At 61.5% G+C, this 17,794-nt stretch carries 18 protein-coding genes and 1 tRNA gene; 2 read left to right on the forward strand and 17 right to left on the reverse strand.

Annotated elements, in window-relative coordinates; translation table 11 throughout:
* Positions 1-104: 104 nt before the first annotated feature.
* The 10 genes from Q8M42_RS12710 to gspE form a co-directional block, all read right to left on the reverse strand.
* Positions 105-180: transfer RNA gene (locus Q8M42_RS12710), tRNA-Val, on the reverse strand.
* A gap of 125 nt (positions 181-305) precedes the next feature.
* Positions 306-827, reverse strand: coding sequence for a type II secretion system protein M (locus tag Q8M42_RS12715; RefSeq protein WP_304864195.1), 522 nt, complete (start codon positions 825-827; stop codon positions 306-308).
* Positions 824-1,960 carry a type II secretion system protein GspL gene (gspL, locus tag Q8M42_RS12720; protein WP_304864197.1) on the reverse strand — a complete coding sequence of 379 codons (1,137 nt, stop codon included), beginning with the start codon at positions 1,958-1,960 and terminating at the stop codon, positions 824-826. The genes Q8M42_RS12715 and gspL overlap by 4 nt, the downstream gene beginning before the upstream one ends.
* Positions 1,957-2,922: a type II secretion system minor pseudopilin GspK gene (gene gspK / locus Q8M42_RS12725; protein ID WP_304864199.1), complete on the reverse strand. Its 966-nt coding sequence runs from the start codon at positions 2,920-2,922 to the stop codon at positions 1,957-1,959. The genes gspL and gspK overlap by 4 nt, the downstream gene beginning before the upstream one ends.
* Positions 2,919-3,605: a type II secretion system minor pseudopilin GspJ gene (gene gspJ / locus Q8M42_RS12730; RefSeq protein WP_304864201.1), complete on the reverse strand. Its 687-nt coding sequence runs from the start codon at positions 3,603-3,605 to the stop codon at positions 2,919-2,921. Before gspJ ends, gspK begins: the two co-directional genes overlap by 4 nt.
* Complete coding sequence (gene gspI / locus Q8M42_RS12735) at positions 3,602-3,991, reverse strand: type II secretion system minor pseudopilin GspI (protein ID WP_304864203.1); 390 nt, start codon at positions 3,989-3,991, stop codon at positions 3,602-3,604. Before gspI ends, gspJ begins: the two co-directional genes overlap by 4 nt.
* Entirely contained in the window at positions 3,988-4,530 is a 543-nt protein-coding gene (gspH, locus tag Q8M42_RS12740; RefSeq protein WP_304864205.1) for a type II secretion system minor pseudopilin GspH, read from the reverse strand. Before gspH ends, gspI begins: the two co-directional genes overlap by 4 nt.
* A gap of 5 nt (positions 4,531-4,535) precedes the next feature.
* Positions 4,536-4,922, reverse strand: a complete 387-nt coding sequence (gene gspG, locus Q8M42_RS12745; protein WP_370692687.1) for a type II secretion system major pseudopilin GspG — start codon at positions 4,920-4,922, stop codon at positions 4,536-4,538.
* A gap of 42 nt (positions 4,923-4,964) precedes the next feature.
* Positions 4,965-6,182: a GspF family T2SS innner membrane protein variant XcpS gene (gene xcpS, locus Q8M42_RS12750; protein ID WP_304864210.1), complete on the reverse strand. Its 1,218-nt coding sequence runs from the start codon at positions 6,180-6,182 to the stop codon at positions 4,965-4,967.
* A 13-nt stretch (positions 6,183-6,195) separates the two neighbouring features.
* Complete coding sequence (gene gspE, locus Q8M42_RS12755; RefSeq protein ID WP_304864212.1) at positions 6,196-7,683, reverse strand: type II secretion system ATPase GspE; 1,488 nt, start codon at positions 7,681-7,683, stop codon at positions 6,196-6,198.
* 325 nt (positions 7,684-8,008) lie between these two features.
* On the opposite strand from gspE, the gene Q8M42_RS12760 reads away from it, so the two are divergent.
* Positions 8,009-8,578, forward strand: coding sequence for a type II secretion system protein N (locus Q8M42_RS12760; protein ID WP_304864214.1), 570 nt, complete (start codon positions 8,009-8,011; stop codon positions 8,576-8,578).
* 4 nt (positions 8,579-8,582) lie between these two features.
* Entirely contained in the window at positions 8,583-10,532 is a 1,950-nt protein-coding gene (gene gspD, locus Q8M42_RS12765; RefSeq protein ID WP_304864216.1) for a type II secretion system secretin GspD, read from the forward strand.
* Between the two features lie 77 nt (positions 10,533-10,609).
* On the opposite strand, the gene Q8M42_RS12770 is transcribed toward gspD, so the two are convergent.
* The 7 genes from Q8M42_RS12770 to Q8M42_RS12800 form a co-directional block, all read right to left on the reverse strand.
* Positions 10,610-11,821, reverse strand: a complete 1,212-nt coding sequence (locus Q8M42_RS12770; RefSeq protein ID WP_304864218.1) for an O-succinylhomoserine sulfhydrylase — start codon at positions 11,819-11,821, stop codon at positions 10,610-10,612.
* Positions 11,822-11,868: 47 nt separating this feature from the next.
* Complete coding sequence (gene purF / locus Q8M42_RS12775; protein ID WP_304864220.1) at positions 11,869-13,377, reverse strand: amidophosphoribosyltransferase; 1,509 nt, start codon at positions 13,375-13,377, stop codon at positions 11,869-11,871.
* A gap of 45 nt (positions 13,378-13,422) precedes the next feature.
* The gene (locus Q8M42_RS12780) at positions 13,423-13,977 is read right to left on the reverse strand and encodes a CvpA family protein (protein WP_304864222.1); all 555 of its coding nucleotides are present in this window, start codon (positions 13,975-13,977) and stop codon (positions 13,423-13,425) included.
* Positions 13,978-14,125: 148 nt separating this feature from the next.
* Entirely contained in the window at positions 14,126-14,734 is a 609-nt protein-coding gene (locus Q8M42_RS12785) for an SPOR domain-containing protein (RefSeq protein WP_304864223.1), read from the reverse strand.
* Positions 14,718-16,025, reverse strand: coding sequence for a bifunctional tetrahydrofolate synthase/dihydrofolate synthase (gene folC / locus Q8M42_RS12790; protein WP_304864225.1), 1,308 nt, complete (start codon positions 16,023-16,025; stop codon positions 14,718-14,720). Before folC ends, Q8M42_RS12785 begins: the two co-directional genes overlap by 17 nt.
* Positions 16,022-16,906 carry an acetyl-CoA carboxylase, carboxyltransferase subunit beta gene (gene accD / locus Q8M42_RS12795; RefSeq protein WP_304864228.1) on the reverse strand — a complete coding sequence of 295 codons (885 nt, stop codon included), beginning with the start codon at positions 16,904-16,906 and terminating at the stop codon, positions 16,022-16,024. Before accD ends, folC begins: the two co-directional genes overlap by 4 nt.
* A 217-nt stretch (positions 16,907-17,123) precedes the next feature.
* Positions 17,124-17,744, reverse strand: a complete 621-nt coding sequence (locus Q8M42_RS12800) for a phosphoribosylanthranilate isomerase (RefSeq protein ID WP_304864229.1) — start codon at positions 17,742-17,744, stop codon at positions 17,124-17,126.
* Between the last annotated feature and the right edge of the window lie 50 nt (positions 17,745-17,794).

The raw sequence follows: 17,794 nt of genomic DNA on the forward strand, positions 1-17,794 counted from the left end.
AGCGGACGGGACTCGAACCCGCGACCCCCGGCGTGACAGGCCGGTATTCTAACCGACTGAACTACCGCTGCGCGTCGGTGGACTTTCGTCCGGTTTCACAAGAGTGGTGGGTGATGACGGGATCGAACCGCCGACCCTCTGCTTGTAAGGCAGATGCTCTCCCAGCTGAGCTAATCACCCGCTGCTTGCGAGGCGCGAAATTTACGCAAGGGCCGCACCTAAGTCAACACCCTGCTTCAAGTTTTTCTAAAAAAATGCAAAAAACGCTGCCCTCGCCAGGTGCTATCACAGGGCACGCCGCACCATTACTGCGCCACCCGCAGGCTTAACCGAGCGGCCACCTTATTGTCTTCGGCACGATCCAGCCCGGCTTCGGCGATTTGCACACCCTGTTCCTGCAGCACAGTGAACCAACGCAGCAACTGGGCAAAAGGCGCCGGCTGCAAATTGAGCTGCACGGCGCCGTCGCCAGCGTTGTCCAAACGCTCGATGGTCAGGCCCTGGGTCGCAGCCGTGGCCGTGACCATGCCTTGCAGTCGCGCCGGATCAATCGCCTGTTGCGGGGTGCTGGCCACATTGCGCGCTGCGGGCGCCTGGCTATGCAGGTAGGCATTCAACTCGCGCTGCGTTTCAAACGCACTGCGCGCTGCGGCCAGACGCTCCTGCGCAGGCTGCCAAAGCGTCAAGTAAAGCAGCACCAACAGCAGAAACGCCCCCAGACTGCCGAGCGAGAACTGCTCACGCGGCGCCAGGGCACGCCAGCGTTGCAGCAACAGCGAATTATCCAGCTGCGCGGTAAAACCTTTGCCTTGCGAGACCATACTCATCCTCCGATCACCACGCGCGCGCTGACGCCTGCACCTTCCCGGCTGGCCGAGCCCAGTTGCACCGCCAAGCCACTTTCCTGCAAGCGCTCACGCAGGCGCTCCAACTCGGCAAAACCTGCAGCCTGTACCTGCATGGCCAGATCGCCACGCACCTCGCTGAAATCCACCTGACTGATCTGCACCTGACCGCCCTCGGCAGCTAGCGCGCCGCTGACCTGGGCGAGCAAGCCGAGCAAACGAGCTTGCCCGCTGCCCGTTCCGGCCTGCAGATGCTGATCAAACTGCGCACGCAGGTTGACCAGCTTGCTGTCCTGCGGAAACAGCTCCTTGTACAACGCGGCGCTGGCAGCGGCGTATTCATCGGCCTGCCGCTGCAGGTGCCAGCCCTGCGCCAGATTGAAGCCCCACTGCAGCACCAGCCACATGCCTACCAGCCCCAGCAAGGGCCGCCAGCGTTGCCATTGGCCATTACTGCTCTGCACAGCGAACTCGCCTTGGGCCAGGTTATTGCGCAGCGGCTGCTGGGCCAGCCAAACAAAGGGCTCGGCCACCGCCATGCTTTCATCCATGGGTTGCGGCGCTGGGTGCTGCGGGTCACACCAGGCAACCTGCGGCTGCACACACAAGGGGCTCAGCTGCGGCCAGTCCTGGGCCTGCAAGGCCATCCGCGTGACATTCTCGCCGCCCAACAACCAGCGGCCGTGCAGCGGCAAGAGCGCAGTGCCCTGCCCTGGCAGCAGATCGGCATCCACGGCAATCGCCTGCGGCGCTGTGGGGCACAACGCCAGCCAGCCGGCCAGCCAGCTGCGGCGCACGGCAAACACCCGGTGACGGCCATCGGCCAATTGCTCGCCCAACGCCAGATGCATCAGCTCGACCTCTTCGGCGAGCAGCTCTTCCACCGCAAACGGCAGCGCCTGACGCAACCAGCGGGCTTTGCGCGTCGGCAGATTGACCGCGCAGGAGGTCACCGCCTCAACGGGCAGGACCAGGGTCCAGCTGCCGCCCACCTGCGCCTGCACTTCGCTGAACGCCAGGGATTCACTGCCCCCATCGACCACCCACTGTACGGGTAGCTCCGCCTGCGCACCGGCACAAGCCGCGGGCGGCAGAAATACATAGGTCTGACTCATGGTTCGACTTCCTCAACGGGCGTGGGCGGCATACCGCCCTGCCCCAAATCACGGGCTAGAACATACAGCTGACCATCGCTGGCGCGCTGCAAGGTGCTGCGTAAAACCTGACGGCGCTCGCCAACAGTCACTTCACTGAGCACCTGAAAATACTGACTGCCGACCGCCAAGCCCTGGCTCTGCACCTGCAAGCCACTGAGCTGCGCGGTAAAGCTCGGGAGATCACGATAGCCCTCACTGCCCCGTGCGGCGACCAGGCCCTGAGCGGTGCTCAGCGGCAACCCTTCGGCCACGCTGGCCAACACCCGCGCGCTGGCGGTATTAACGTTAAGCGTGGCATCCGCCGGCAAAGCACTGACATAGGGCGACAGACGCTGGTAATCCGCTTCGGTCATTTCCAGCAACAGGCGCAGCTCGGAGACGTCCTTTAACTCGCGGTTGCCCGCGCGATAAGGCGGCTGCGCCAGCAGGTATTGATTGTCTTCCGCGCCGTAACCGCCGCTGGGCTGATCATCGGCATCCAACCAATCAAGCAGACGCTCGGCGTAGGGTGCTTCGATTTGCAGCCCCAGCAGCAGACGACGAAATTGCGCCACGGCGGCTTCGTTGGGCTGGCCCTGGCGCAGCAAGCTGTTGAGGTTGAAACGCGCGGTCAGATCGGTGATCTGTACACGCAAGGCGCCGCCTTCATCCAGGGCAAAGGGTGCACGGGCTTTGGCCCAGGCCTCGCCTGGATGATCCACCGGCGCACGCGGGTCACCCTCGCGCAAGTCGCGCTGCAGAATGGCCTTGGCCAGCGTCTCGCCGCCTAGGGCGTAATGCCAGGCCTGGCGCACATGCAGCTGATTGGCGCTGCTGCGGATCGACAGTTGCTGACGGGCGATAATCCCGGCGCTGACCACCGTCACCACCGCCACCACCAGCAACACGGTGATCAGCGCCATGCCGCGCTGCCGACTCATGAGCGCGGCTCCTCAGGAATATCTTCACCGGGATCATCCGGACTCGGCTCAGGTGCTTGCTGCAGGCGCTCTGGCAGACCTTCAGGCAGGCGCAGCACACGGCGCAGCTCACCAAAACGGCGATGTTCCAGCACCAGTTCAACGGCCTGCGGCAACAGTTTGAGCGCATCGTCCGGCTTATTGCCCAGCGGCGGCCAACTGGTCTGCCAGCTGCCCTGCTGATCCAGATAACGCAATTGCAGTCGGGTCACCCCATCAAGCGCCTGTTGCACCTGCGGCTGGCTGTCCTGCGCCTGATCCAGCACCGTCCAGTAGTGGCGCTGCCACTGCTCGCCACTGAGCTGCCAGCGCACCCGCTGCAAGCCGGAGCGTGACTGTCCCAAGGGATTGCGCCAACCGCTGCGGGTCAGTTCCAGGGTTGGGTTATCCAGGTCTTCACCAACCAAGGCGGCACGCGGATCACCAAAGGGATCGCGCGTGGGCCGGGCCTGTACCTGCAACACATCGCGCTCGAATGCGGCCATGGCGCGCACCAGCTCGCGCAGCTGCATTTCATGGGCACGGGTGACCTTATCGGTTTGCAGCACGCTGTCGAGCATGCGGTAGGTGCCCAGCCCCAGCAGCGCAAAGATGGCGATGGCGATCAGCAATTCGAGCAGGGTAAAGCCGCGCGCCGTCCTCATTGCATCACCCCGAGAAAACCATTCAGGCTGACCACCGCGCGCTCACGCACATCACCGCCCGAACGCCCCTGCTCTGCCGGCGCGACCCACAGGGTGACGCGGCGCATATCCGCCTCGCTGGTGGCCAGCACCTCGCTTTGCCACTGCCAACGCCGCCCCGCGAATTCCACCTCGCCCTGCTCACGACCATCGGCGACCGGACTCTTCGACAGTTGCAGTTCAGCCAGGCGATTGTCGGCGACCCACATGGCCAAGGTCTTTTCTTCCAAACGCGAAGCGGTCTGCAGGCTGCGCGCAGTGGCGGTGAGCACACTGGCGGCAACCATGGCAAAAATCGTCAAGGCGATGAGCACCTCAAGCAGGGTAAAACCGCCCGCGCGCCTCATCGTTTGTGTCCTGCCGGCTGCTCGCTCTCGACCTTGGGTAACTGAAAACCATCGCTGACCAACTGCAGGCGCAACCCATCGGCGCGGCGCTCGGCCAGGCGAAGACGAAACGGACTGATTTCCCCGCTCGACAGCAACAACAACTGCGGCGTCAGTGCGCCTTTGCTCGGTTCTTTGCCCTCAGGCGGCGTCAGTTCCAGCGCCGCGCCTTCCAGCTCGACACTTAGCTCGGCCCAGTCGGGCAGTTTATGAGGTTTGGCCGACAAGGCCTGCCAGCTCTGCTTGGCCGAGTCGTAGCGCAGCACCTGATAGGCCTCACGACTGAGCAGCAGGCCGTATTCCTGGTTATCCAACACCGCTTCCTCGGCCAGCACGCCAATCAATCCGGCCAGCCGCTCGGCTTCGTTATGCAGCTCGCGGCCAGGACCGGCGATGCCCACGCTGAGCACCGCGATACCGATCAGGCTGCCGAGAATCACCAGCACCACCAGCAGTTCGATCAGGGTAAAGCCCCCAGCCTGGCTCGGTTGCTGGCGCATGGGAATCAGAGGTCCCAGTTACCGATGTCGGCAGCCTGATCGCTGCCGCCTTCCTTGCCATCGGCGCCCAGCGAATACAGGTCGAAAGCTCCCTTGGTGCCCGGAGCCAGGTATTGGTAGACATTGCCCCACGGATCGACCGGCATACGTTTGAGGTAGCCGTCGCGGTTCCAATTCTTCGGCTGCGGGTTACCGGAAGGCTTCTTCACCAGCGCCTCCAGGCCCTGCTGGGTGCTCGGGTAGGCGTGGTTGTCCAGCTTGTACATATCCAGCGCGGCGGCCACGGCCTTGATATCACCCTTGGCAACGGTGACCTTGGCCTGATCGGGGCGGCTCATTACCTGTGGCACCACCAACGCGGCGAGGATGCCGAGGATCACCACCACCACCATGATTTCGATCAGCGTAAAACCTGATTGACGCTTGTTCACTGCTTACCCCACCAACTGATTGAGAGACAGAATCGGCAGCAGAATGGCCAGTACGATCACCAGTACCACCGCCCCCATAAAGACCAGCATAAAGGGCTCAAACAGCCCCACCAGCAGCGCCACCTGGGCACCCAAATCGTTTTCCTGATTGCGCGCGGTGCGTGCCAGCATCTGGTCCAGCTCGCCCGAGCGCTCACCGCTGGCGATCATGTGCAGCATCATCGGCGGAAACTGGCCGCTGGCTTCCAGCGCACGGGTCAGGCTGCCGCCCTCGCGCACCTTCTGTGCGGCGATTACCACATCGGCGCGAATCACCCGATTGGCAATCACCTGTGCGCCGATGCCTAGAGCCTCCACCAACGGCACACCGCTGCGGGTCAGAATCGCCAGGGTCGAGGCAAACCGCGCGCAGTCGGTGGCGCGAATCAAACGCCCCACCAGCGGGATGCGCAGCAGAAAGCCGTGCCAGCGCGCTTTGACGGCATCATCGCGCAACGCCCAGCGCAGGGCGAACACGCCCAGGATCGCGATAATCACCGCCAGCCAACCCCACCCCTTGACCCAGTCACTCAGGGCAATCAAACCGCGTGTTAGCGCCGGCAGGGTTTGCCCGGAGTCGACAAACACCCGCACCACGTCCGGCACCACATAACCAAGCAGAAAGCCGACGATCAGTAGCGAGGCGCACATCAGAATCAGCGGATAGAGCAGTGCCAGCTGGATTTTCTGCCGTGACTGCTGGCGTTGCTCGGTGTAGTCGGCCAATTGTTCCAGCACCGGACCAAGATGGCCGGCATGCTCGCCCGCTGCGACCGTGGCGCGGTACAGCTCAGGGAAAGCCGAGGGAAATTCTTTCAGGCTACTGGCCAGGTCATGGCCTTCCAGCACCCGCGCGCGCACAGCCAGCAACATGCTTTGAATACGCGGCGAACTGGCTTGCGCGGCCGCCGCGCGCAAAGACTCTTCAATAGGTAAGGCAGCCTGCACCAACGTCGCCAACTGCCGGGTGATCAGTGCCAGATCGCGGGCGGAAATGCCCCGGGCAAAACTGAAATGTGAGCCTGCGCCAGCATTTTCACGGGTGCGAGTGGCTTTCACATCCAGCGGCGCCAGTTGCCGCTCACGCAGAATCTGCCGCACCTGGCGCGCGCTGTCAGCCTCCAGCACGCCTTTCTGCTGGCGGCCTTTGCCATCGAGGGCGAGGTATTCGAAGGCGGCCATTATTCTTCCCTGCTCATTCTTCGCGAGTCACGCGCAGTACTTCCTCGACCGTGGTCGCCCCTTCCAGCACCTTGCGCCGGCCATCCTCGCGGATGCTCGGGCCTAGGGTGCGGGCGTGGCGGGTCATGTCCTGCTCGGAGGCGGCGTTATGAATCAGGGTGCGCAGGTGGTCATCGAACACCACCAGCTCGTAGATACCGGTACGGCCGCGGTAGCCCTGCTGATGGCACTCAGCGCAGCCGCGAGCGTGGTACAGGGTCGGCGGCTGGGCGAACGGTACGCCGAGCAATTTGCACTCAGCCTCGTCGGCCTGGTAGGCCTCTTTGCAATGCGGACAGAGCACCCGCACCAGGCGCTGAGCCAGCACGCCAAGCAAGGACGAGGACAACAGAAACGGCTCGATGCCCATGTCCACCAGACGAGTAATCGCGCCGATGGCACTGTTGGTGTGCAAGGTCGAAAGCACCAAGTGACCGGTCAACGAGGCCTGCACGGCGATTTCGGCGGTTTCCTTGTCGCGAATCTCGCCAACCATCACCACGTCCGGGTCCTGACGCAGGATCGCGCGCAGACCGCGGGCGAAGGTCATATCGACCTTGGAATTGACCTGAGTCTGGCCAATGCCCTCAAGGTGATACTCGATCGGGTCTTCGACGGTCAGGATATTGCGCGTGCGGTCATTCAAGCTGACCAGGCTGGCGTACAGCGTGGTGGTCTTACCCGAACCGGTAGGTCCGGTGACCAGCAGAATGCCGTGGGGCTTGCGCACGGTGGCTTCCATCTGATCGCGATCGCGCGCGCTCATGCCCAGATGCTGCAGGTTGAGGCGCCCGGCTTGTTTATCCAGCAAGCGCAGCACCACCCGTTCGCCATTGGCCGACGGCAGGGTCGAAACCCGTACATCCACTTCGCGACCGCCGACTTTCAGAGATATTCGTCCATCCTGAGGAATACGTTTTTCGGCAATATCCAGACGCGCCATCACCTTGATCCGCGACACCAGCAGAGCCGCCAGTTCGCGTTTGGGCTCCAGCACTTCACGCAGAATACCGTCCACCCGGAAGCGTACAACTAAACGTTTCTCGAAGGTTTCCAGGTGAATATCCGAGGCGTTTTCCTTGATCGCCTCACCGAGGATGGCGTTGATCAGGCGAATGATCGGCGCGTCGTCTTCCTGCTCAAGCAGGTCTTCGGTTTCCGGTACCTGCTCGGCCAGGGCAGCCAGATCGAGGCTGCCGCCGATGTCCTCGGCCAACTGCATAGACGCAGAATCATGCTGATAGGCCTTGGCCAGGGCCTGTTCGAAGGCCTCCACCGACAGCGCCTGCAACGGCAGCTGCGCACCGACAAAGCGCTGCGCCTCGCTCAGCGCCACCAGCTCAACGCCGACACGGTAAACCAGACAAGGCAAGCCGCCCTCCACGACGAGGACCACACCATGACGCCTGGCAAAGCTGAAGGGTAAACGCCGTGATGGCACTTCTGTAAGCAACGCATTCATCCGTAATATGCCTTAAGCACAGAAAGCTGATGATGAACCCGAGAATATCAAGCAAGGGCTCAAAAACTGGGGTTTTGCAACATAGTTGTTGTAAGTTAGCCGCAATAGAGCGAAAAACAGCGCGCTATCTTTAGCACATTGAACTGGTCTATACACTACCCCAACCAGGGGCTGCCAAATGCTTGGCAAATGTCTATGATCAGCGCGCGAACCACACCACATAATAATAAGTTACGGAGTGACGCCCCCCTTGCAGCTTAAGGCTCCCCAACGCTGGCTACAGCACCAGGCCACTTCCCTTGCTGGCATCGTGCTGATTCTTGTTATGAGCGTCAGCCTGGCCTGGCAGAGCGCCGACTGGCTGCGCTTGCTACGCACGCCGGTGGCAGCCAGCAACAACAGTTCAAACGAAGCGCCCATGGCGGCAGTCAACCCCGAGATCGGTCAACTGTTCGGCACCAGCAGCGCCGCCAACGATGGCCCCGCCCCCAGCACCAACCTGCGCCTGACCCTGCTCGGCAGCTTTGTGCATGCTGACCCGCAGCGCTCCACTGCCATCATCCTCAGCGAAGGCAGCACGGCCCAGCGCTACAGCGTCAACAGCGAAATCAGCAGCGGCGTGCGCCTGCATTCGGTGGCTCCCGACCGCGTCGAACTGCTGCGCAATGGCCGCCGTGAAAGCCTCAGTTTCCCGCTCAACAGCTCGACCACCAGTAGCCTACAAAGCAACACCCAGGAGGTTATGGTCGACCCGCTTGAGCAGCTCAGCGAGATGGAGTCCGATGACCTGAGCCAACTGCGTGAACGTATGGATGCTTTACGCCAGCAGATGCAAGCCTCGGACAGCGTGCCTAGCGACGCAGAACCCACCGAACAGCCCACGGAAGAAAACTGACACGATGACCCCCACTCTCTCGCGCCTTACCTTTGCCCTACTGGCCGCTGGCCTGGCCTGCAGTTCGCTGCCACTGAGCGCTGCTGTTACCGCCGTCGCACCGAGCGCCAGCCAGCAGGAAGAAAGCTGGACCATCAACCTCAAGGGAGCCGATATACGTGAGTTTATCGATCAGGTCGCGCAGATTAGTGGGCAGACCTTTGTTGTCGATCCACGGGTCAAGGGCCAGGTCAGCGTGGTGTCCAACAGCCCGTTGACACTAACTGAGGTGTATCAACTGTTTCTCTCGGTGATGGCCACCCACGGTTTCAGTGTGATTACCCAGGGCGACCAGGCGCGCATCGTACCCAATGCCGAGGCCAAGTCCGACGCGGATGCTGGGCGCAGCGCGCCAGACCGCCTGGAAACCCGCTTGATTCAGGTGCAGCACGGCTCGGCCACCGAGCTGATTCCGCTGATTCGTCCACTGGTGCCACAGTACGGCCATCTGGCAGCGATCAGCAGCGCCAATGCGATCATCATCAGCGACCGCACGGCCAATATCGAACGCATCGAAGACCTGCTGCGCCAGCTCGACCAGAAAGGCCAGAATGACTACAGCGTGCTCAACCTGCAGCATGCCTGGGTCATGGACACCGCCGAAGTGCTACGCAGCGCCGTGGATCGCGGCCAGGCCAAGGGCGCGTCCGGCACCCAGGTGATTGCCGACGGCCGTACCAATCGCCTGATTCTGCTCGGCCCACCGGCAGCGCGGGCCAAGCTGGTGGCCCTGGCGCAGTCGCTGGACACCCCCACCAGCCGCTCGGCCAATACCCGAGTCATCCGCCTGCGCCATAGCGACGCCAAGAGCCTGGCGGAAACCCTCGGCGAGATTTCCGAAAAACTCAAACCGGAAGCCGGCGGCGAAACCACCGGTAAACCGCAGACCGTGCTGATTCGTGCTGACGAAAGTCTCAACGCTCTGGTGCTGCTGGCTGAACCGGATGTGGTGGCAACCTTGGAAGACATCGTGCGCCAGCTCGATGTACCACGCGCGCAGGTGATGGTAGAGGCAGCGATTGTCGAAGTGTCCGGCGATATCAGCGATGCACTGGGCGTGCAGTGGGCCGTGGATGCCCGCGGCGGCAGCGGTGGCCTGGGCGGCACCAATTTCAGCGGCACCGGGCTGTCGATTGGCCGGGTGCTGCAGGCGATTCAGGACAGGGACAACGGCACCGACAACAACACCCTGAACAACCTGCCGGACGGCGCAATCATCGGCCTGGGCACCGACAGCTTTGGTGTGCTGATCACCGCGCTATCGGCCAACAGCAAAAGCAACCTGCTGTCGACGCCGAGTCTGCTGACCCTCGATCACCAGAAGGCGGAAATCCTGGTCGGGCAGAACGTGCCATTCCAAACCGGCTCCTTTACCACCAGCGGTTCAGGTGCCGACAACCCCTTCACCACCATCGAGCGTCAGGACATCGGCGTGACCCTGAAGGTCACCCCGCATATCAACGATGGCGCCAGCCTGCGCCTGGAAATCGAGCAGGAAATTTCCTCCATCGCCCCCACCAGCCAGGGCGTAAATGCCGTCGACCTGATCACCAACAAGCGCTCGATCAAAAGCACCATCCTCGCTGAAAACGGCCAGGTTATCGTACTCGGCGGGCTGATTCAGGATGACGTGACCCAGGCTGACTCCAAGGTACCGCTGCTCGGTGATATCCCGCTGCTCGGCCGGCTGTTCCGCTCAACCAAGGAAACCCGGATCAAACGCAACCTGATGGTCTTCCTGCGCCCGACGGTGATCCGCGACGCGGCCGGTATGGCGGCGTTGTCCGGGAAGAAATACAGCGACATCCGCGTGCTTGGCGATATCCGCGAGAACTACCGCCCCGGCATCCTGCCGCGTAACCCGGTACAGCTGTTCGACCAGGCCGCGCCTGAGGCTATCGATCTGCGCGAATAACTCACAGTAATAAAAAGGCCCTGCTTAATTAAAAGCAGGGCCTTTTCTTTAACGCTGACAATATCGCCTCAGAGCGCTTAGAGCGCCGCCAGGCCGCGCGCCAAATCCGCTTGCAGGTCAGCCAAGTCTTCCAGGCCCACCGCGACGCGGATCAAATTGTCGCGAATACCGGCGTTAGCACGCTCGGCCGGGCTTAAACGACCGTGAGAGGTGGTCGCAGGATGAGCGATGGTGGTCTTGGTGTCACCGAGGTTGGTGGTGATCGAGATCACCCGCGTGGCATCGATAAAACGCCAGGCCGCCTCTTTACCGCCCGTGACCTCAAAGCTGACCACCGCACCGAAGGCGCTCTGCTGACGCGTGGCCAGCTCATGCTGCGGGTGGCTGGGCAAACCGGCGTAGTACACATGCTCGATGCCCGGCTGCTGCTGCAGCCACTGCGCCAATTGCAGCGCGCTGGCGCAATGCGCCTGCATACGAATGCGCAGGGTTTCCAGGCCTTTGAGAAAGATCCAGGCATTAAACGGGCTAAGCGTCGGCCCGGCGGTACGCAGAAAACCCACCACTTCGGTCATCAGCTTGGCACTGCCAGCCACTACGCCGCCCATGCTGCGGCCCTGACCGTCGATATATTTGGTCGCCGAGTGCATCACCACATCAGCACCGAGCTTGAGCGGTTGCTGCAGCGCCGGGGTGCAGAAGCAGTTGTCCACCGCCAATAGCGCGCCTTTGCTGTGGGCGATGTCCGCTAGTGCAGCGATATCCACCAGCTCAGCCAACGGGTTGGACGGCGACTCGACAAACAGCAGCTTGGTATTGGGCTTGAACGCTGCGGCCCAGCCATCAAGATCCGCCAGCGGCACGTAATCAACCTGCACACCAAAGCGCTTGAGGTACTTCTCAAACAGGCTGATGGTCGAACCGAATACGCTGCGCGACACCAGCACATGATCGCCGGCACTGCACAGGCTCATGACAATGGCCAGGATCGCCGACATCCCGGACGAGGTAGCAACCGCCTGCTCGGCCCCTTCCAGAGCCGCGATACGCTCCTCGAAAGCACGCACAGTCGGGTTGGTGTAACGCGAGTAGACGTTGCCTGGCACTTCGCCGGCAAAGCGCGCCGCAGCATCAGCTGCAGTGCGGAATACGTAGCTGGAGGTTGGGTAGATCGCCTCGCTGTGCTCGCCTTCCGGCGAGCGGTGTTGACCAGCGCGCACCGCCAGGGTATCGAAGCCGACGCCATCGAGATCGCTGTCCAGACGCCCGGCTTGCCATTCTTGACTCATACCTACCTCATCACAGCTGTAGCCCGGATGAAATCCGGGTTGCACGCTTAGTTGTTGTACAGATCGATAATCGCGCTGACGGCCTGGGACTTGACCTTGGAGGCATCGTTGCGTGCCTGCTCAATCTTATCCAGGTAAGCCTCGTCGATATCGCCGGTCACGTATTTACCGTCAAACACCGCGCAGTCGAAATTGTCGATCTTGATCTTCTTGCTACCACTGACCGCTTCGATCAGATCCGGCAGATCCTGGTAGATCAACCAGTCGGCGCCAATCAGCTCGCAGACTTCTTCCGTGGTACGGCCGTGCGCAATCAGCTCATGGGCGCTGGGCATGTCGATGCCGTACACGTTCGGATAACGCACTGCCGGCGCGGCCGAACAGAAATACACGCTCTTCGCCCCCGCTTCGCGGGCCATCTGAATGATCTGCTTGCAGGTGGTGCCACGGACGATGGAGTCATCCACCAGCATCACGTTCTTGCCGCGGAACTCCAGCTCAATGGCGTTGAGCTTCTGTCGTACGGATTTCTTGCGCGCTGCCTGGCCCGGCATGATGAAGGTACGGCCGATATAACGATTCTTGACGAAGCCTTCGCGGAACTTCACGCCCAGATGGTTGGCCAGTTCCAGCGCCGCGGTACGGCTGGTATCCGGAATCGGGATAACCACATCGATATCATGCTGCGGACGTTCACGGAGGATCTTGTCGGCGAGCTTCTCGCCCATGCGCAGGCGTGCCTTGTACACCGAGATGCCATCCATGATCGAATCCGGGCGCGCCAGATAGACGTGCTCAAAGATGCACGGCGCGTACTTCGGATTCGCCGCGCATTGGCGGGTGAACAGTTTGCCTTCCTCGGTGATGTACACCGCTTCGCCCGGCGCGAGGTCGCGAATCAGGGTGAAGCCAAGCACGTCGAGGGAGACGCTTTCCGAGGCGATCATGTATTCCACGCCTTCGTCGGTATGGCGCTGGCCGAAGACGATCGGGCGGATACCGTTGGGGTCGCGGAAACCGACGATGCCGTAACCGGTGATCATCGCGACTACCGCGTAACCACCCAGGCAGCGCTCGTGCACGTCAGTCACAGCGGCGAACACGTCTTCTTCAGTGGGCTGCAGCTTGCCGCGCTGGGCCAGCTCGTGAGCGAACACGTTGAGCAGCACTTCCGAATCAGAATTGGTGTTGACGTGGCGCAGGTCGGACTCGTAAATTTCCTTGGCCAGCTGCTCGACGTTGGTCAAATTGCCGTTGTGCGCCAGGGTGATGCCGTAGGGCGAGTTGACGTAGAACGGCTGCGCTTCGGCCGAGCTGGAGCTGCCCGCCGTCGGGTAGCGCACGTGGCCAATGCCCATATGACCGACCAGGCGCTGCATGTGGCGCTGTTGGAACACGTCACGCACCAGGCCGTTGTCCTTACGCAGGAACAGGCGGCCATCATGGCTGGTGACAATACCGGCAGCATCCTGGCCGCGGTGCTGGAGGACGGTGAGCCCGTCATACAGCGCCTGATTGACGTTCGATTTACCGACGATACCGACAATGCCGCACATGTGACGCAACCCCTACTCAATGAAACACGATAATTCGCAATGCACTTACGGCAGTTTAGGCTGCTGCAGCGCCTCTTTGAACGGTAACTCCACCGGCGCACTAACGCCGCTGGCCAGCCACTCACTGGACAGACCCAGGATCAGGTTTTTCGACCAGTCAGCAACCATCAAAAAATGCGGTACAAGTGCCGACTCCTGCCACCAGCTGTCTTGCTGCACTGGGGCCAGGCTGATCAGACCAACCAGCACCACGACTAGCAGGCCGCCGCGCGCCGCGCCGAAGACCATGCCGAGAAAACGATCGGTACCTGACAGCCCGGTCACCCGAATCAACTCACCAATCAGGTAATTGACCAGGGCACCGACCAGCAAGGTGACCACAAATAGAATCGCGCAACCTGCAATCACGCGCGCCGAGGGCGTCTCGATAAAATCCACCAGGTGCTGCGACAGTGCGCCGCCGAACATCCAGGCGACCACACCAGCAATGATCCAGGTAAGCAATGACAGGGCTTCCTTAACGAAGCCTCGGCTCAGACTGATCAGACTTGAAACGGCGACAACGGCGATAATCGCCCAATCGACCCAGGTGAATGCCACGATGCAGGTTACCGACGGGAAAGGCGCTGCATTTTAGCAGAGCACCTGCGTGAGGCGTAAGCAAAGGATTCGCCAACCGCTGAAATGCCCGGCCCGCCTAGTGACGGGCCAGGCAGCTCGGCTTGGCGAGGCACACCAAGCCGCTTGCTCAGCGCGCTTCGGGCTGAAAACGCACCACAAAACCATTGAGTTTGTGCTGACGATTGAGCTGATCACGCAGGCGATCCGCCTCGGCACGCTCGATCAGCGGCCCGACAAACACCCGGTTCATGCCATCGACGCTGCGGATATAGGCGTTGTAGCCTTGGCTGCGCAGGGTTTTCTGCAGTTTCTGCGCACCATCGCTGCTGGACAGACTGGCCAACTGCACCGACCAACTGATTGGCAGGCTGTTGGCATCCAGCTTACTCGGCGCGGTCTGAGCTGGCTTTGGGGAAGACTCAGGCGCTGCAGTCGGCGTTGCCGGAGTGATTGGCGCTGTCGGCGACTCACTCATAACAGGCTCACTTGGCTCCAGACTCTGCGCAGCGTCGGCACCGATAGGCTCATCAGGTAGCAGCTGTGGCTCAGGCACCACTACCGGCTGTAATTCGACCTCAGGGGCCTCGGGCGCTGCCGGCATTGCCGGTGCATCAACCTGAACCCGCTGCGACTCATCTTCACGCGACAGCAACATCGGCAGGAAAATCACTGCCAGCGCCAGCAACACCAACGCACCGACCATGCGCTGTTTCAATCCCTTATCCAGCAAAGCCATCCTGCACGCCCCCATTGGCTTGGCGGGCCAGCCAATCCAGGGCCTCGGCCACGCAGTAGAAAGATCCAAACAGCAGCACTTCATCCCCAGCCGAAGCTTGCTCACACTGAGCCTCGAGCGCTGCCTGCACACTGGCATAAGCGGTCACTTGCGCCCCACTGTTCTGCAGATGCGCCTGCAACTCGGCAGCAGCACGCGTGCGACTGGTCGGCAAAGCCGCCACCGCCCAACCGTCCACTTCACTCAACAAAGGCGCCACCACACCGGGCAGATCCTTATCAGCCAGCAAACCAAACACGGCCAGGCGCTTGCCTGACAACGCCCGACTGGCCAAACGCTGTGCGAGGTACTCGGCAGCATGGGGATTATGCCCAACATCGAGCAGCAGCGTGAGTGACTTGCCCTGCGAATTAATCATTCGGCGGTCCAATCGCCCGGTCACCCGCGTTTGCTGCAATGCCTGACTGATCGCCTCGGGGTGCCAGGGCAATTGCATCACCGCGTATGCCTGTAAGGCCAATGCAGCGTTTTCCATGGGCAGGTCGAGCAACGGCAAGTGCGTCAGACTCAGCACTTCGCCCTGATGGTTGAGGCCGTACCAGGACCAATCCTGCGCAGTGATGCTCAGGTCATAGTCACGACCACGCAGGAAGAACGGAGCGTCGAGCAGCGCGATCTGATCAAGCAAGGGCTGCGGCGGCTCAAGATCGCCACACAGGGCAGGCTTACCCGCGCGAAAGATACCGGCCTTCTCGAAGGCCACCGACTCACGGGTATCACCCAGCCAGTCGGCGTGATCGATACCGATACTGGTGACAAGGGCGATGTCGGCATCCAGCAGATTAACCGCATCCAGCCGACCACCGAGGCCGACTTCCAGCACCAGCGCATCCAGACCGGCCTGCTGAAACAGCCAGAACGCTGCCAGGGTGCCCATCTCGAAATAGGTCAGCGAGGTGTCGCCACGCGCGGCCTCGACCACGGCGAAGGCTTCGCAGAGCATGGCATCCGTGGCTTCGACGCCCGCAATCCGCACCCGCTCGTTGTAGCGCAGCAGGTGCGGCGAGCTGTAAACACCGACCTTAAGCCTCTGCCCTTGCAGCAGCGAGGCAATAAATGCGCAGGTCGAGCCCTTACCATTGGTTCCGGTGACGGTAATCACCCGCGGCGCCTGCTTGGTCAAGCCAAGACGCTGCAGCACTATCCGGGAGCGCTCCAGCCCCATATCAATGGCGCTCGGATGCAGCTGCTCCAGATAGCTCAGCCAATCGGCAAGGGAGCGCTCGGTCATGCAGTCGCCGGCAAGGCTACAGGCGACGGCAGCCCCATAAACTGAGCCAGTAGACGCGCCAGACGCGGACGCAATTCGGCACGGTGAATGATCATATCGATGGCACCGTGCTCCAGCAGGAACTCGCTGCGCTGGAAGCCTTCCGGCAGTTTCTCGCGCACGGTCTGCTCGATCACGCGCGGGCCGGCAAAACCGATCAGCGCGCGAGGTTCGGCAACAATCACATCACCGAGCATGGCCAGGCTGGCAGATACGCCGCCATACACTGGATCAGTCAGCACGGAAATAAACGGAATACCTTCTTCACGCAGACGCGCCAGCACAGCCGACGTCTTGGCCATTTGCATCAGCGAGATCAGCGCTTCCTGCATACGTGCGCCGCCGGATGCGGAGAAACACACCAACGGGCATCGCTGCTCCAGGGCTGCGTTGGCCGCGCGGACAAAACGCTCACCAACGATGGCGCCCATCGAACCGCCCATAAAAGAGAATTCGAACGCGCAGGTCACAATCGGCATGCCTTCCAGGGTGCCACGTATGGCCACCAGGGCATCTTTCTCGCCGGTCTGCTTCTGCGCACCAGCGAGGCGATCCTTGTACTTCTTGCTGTCGCGAAACTTCAGGCGATCGACCGGCTCAAGGTCGGCCCCCAGTTCTTCACGACCTTCGGCATCCAGGAAGATATCCAGGCGCGCGCGTGCATCGATGCGCATGTGGTGATTGCACTTGGGGCAAACATCCAGGGTCTTTTCCAGCTCGGGCTTGTACAGCACCGAATCACAGGACGGGCACTTGTGCCACAGGCCTTCGGGTACCGAACTCTTTTTGACCTCAGAACGCATGATCGATGGGATCAGTTTATCTACCAACCAGTTGCTCATGCTCTTGACTCTCCAAAGCTGTTAACCGGACGGGCTGCGCTAAATGCGACCAGGCCTAACCGGGAAAATTCATGGGTACAGTCGTTTCAGGGGCCGGTGCCTGCCATCAGCATTTACGCACCCGCCGCCTCGAACGACCGCCTGCAGCGCTTATCCAACCTGCAACAGGGTTATGGACGGCCAAGCCCGCAGCGTCGTCACATCAACCCGGCACACCTCAAGCAGCCTTCACCGCCTGCATAAAAGCACGAATCTTCTCGGCGTCCTTGATGCCCTTGGCTATTTCTACGCCACCACTGACATCCACGGCATAGGGACGCACCTGAGCGATGGCCTGTGCAACGTTCTCAGCCGTCAGGCCACCCGCCAGAATAATCGGCTTGCTCAAGTTTGGTGGCACCAGCGACCAATCGAATGCTTCGCCTGTGCCGCCAGGAACACCTGGCACATAGGTGTCCAGCAGTACGCCACTGGCATTTCTGTACAGCGCCACCTGCGCAGCAATGTCATCACCCGGCTTGACCCGCAGCGCCTTGATATAGGGCCGGCGGTAGCCATCACAGTCTTCCGGGCGCTCATCACCATGAAACTGCAGTAGATCAAGTGGCACTGCGTCGAGAATTTCGCCCAGCTCGCAGCGGCTGGCATCGACAAACAGGCCCACCGTGGTCACAAAAGGTGGCAAGGCGGCAATGATCGAGCGCGCCTGCTGCGGCGTGACGGCTCGCGGGCTCTTGGCATAAAACACCAGGCCAATCGCATCCGCACCCGCCTCGACAGCCGACAATGCATCCTCTATGCGGGTAATGCCACAAATCTTGCTGCGAACGGCTGACAACAGGATTACCTCGATAAATTCAGTGAAAGCCGGATGCTAGCAAATAGCCT

It is taken from the genome of Pseudomonas sp. (assembly GCF_030684895.1).
Taxonomy (GTDB): Bacteria; Pseudomonadota; Gammaproteobacteria; order Pseudomonadales; family Pseudomonadaceae; genus Aquipseudomonas.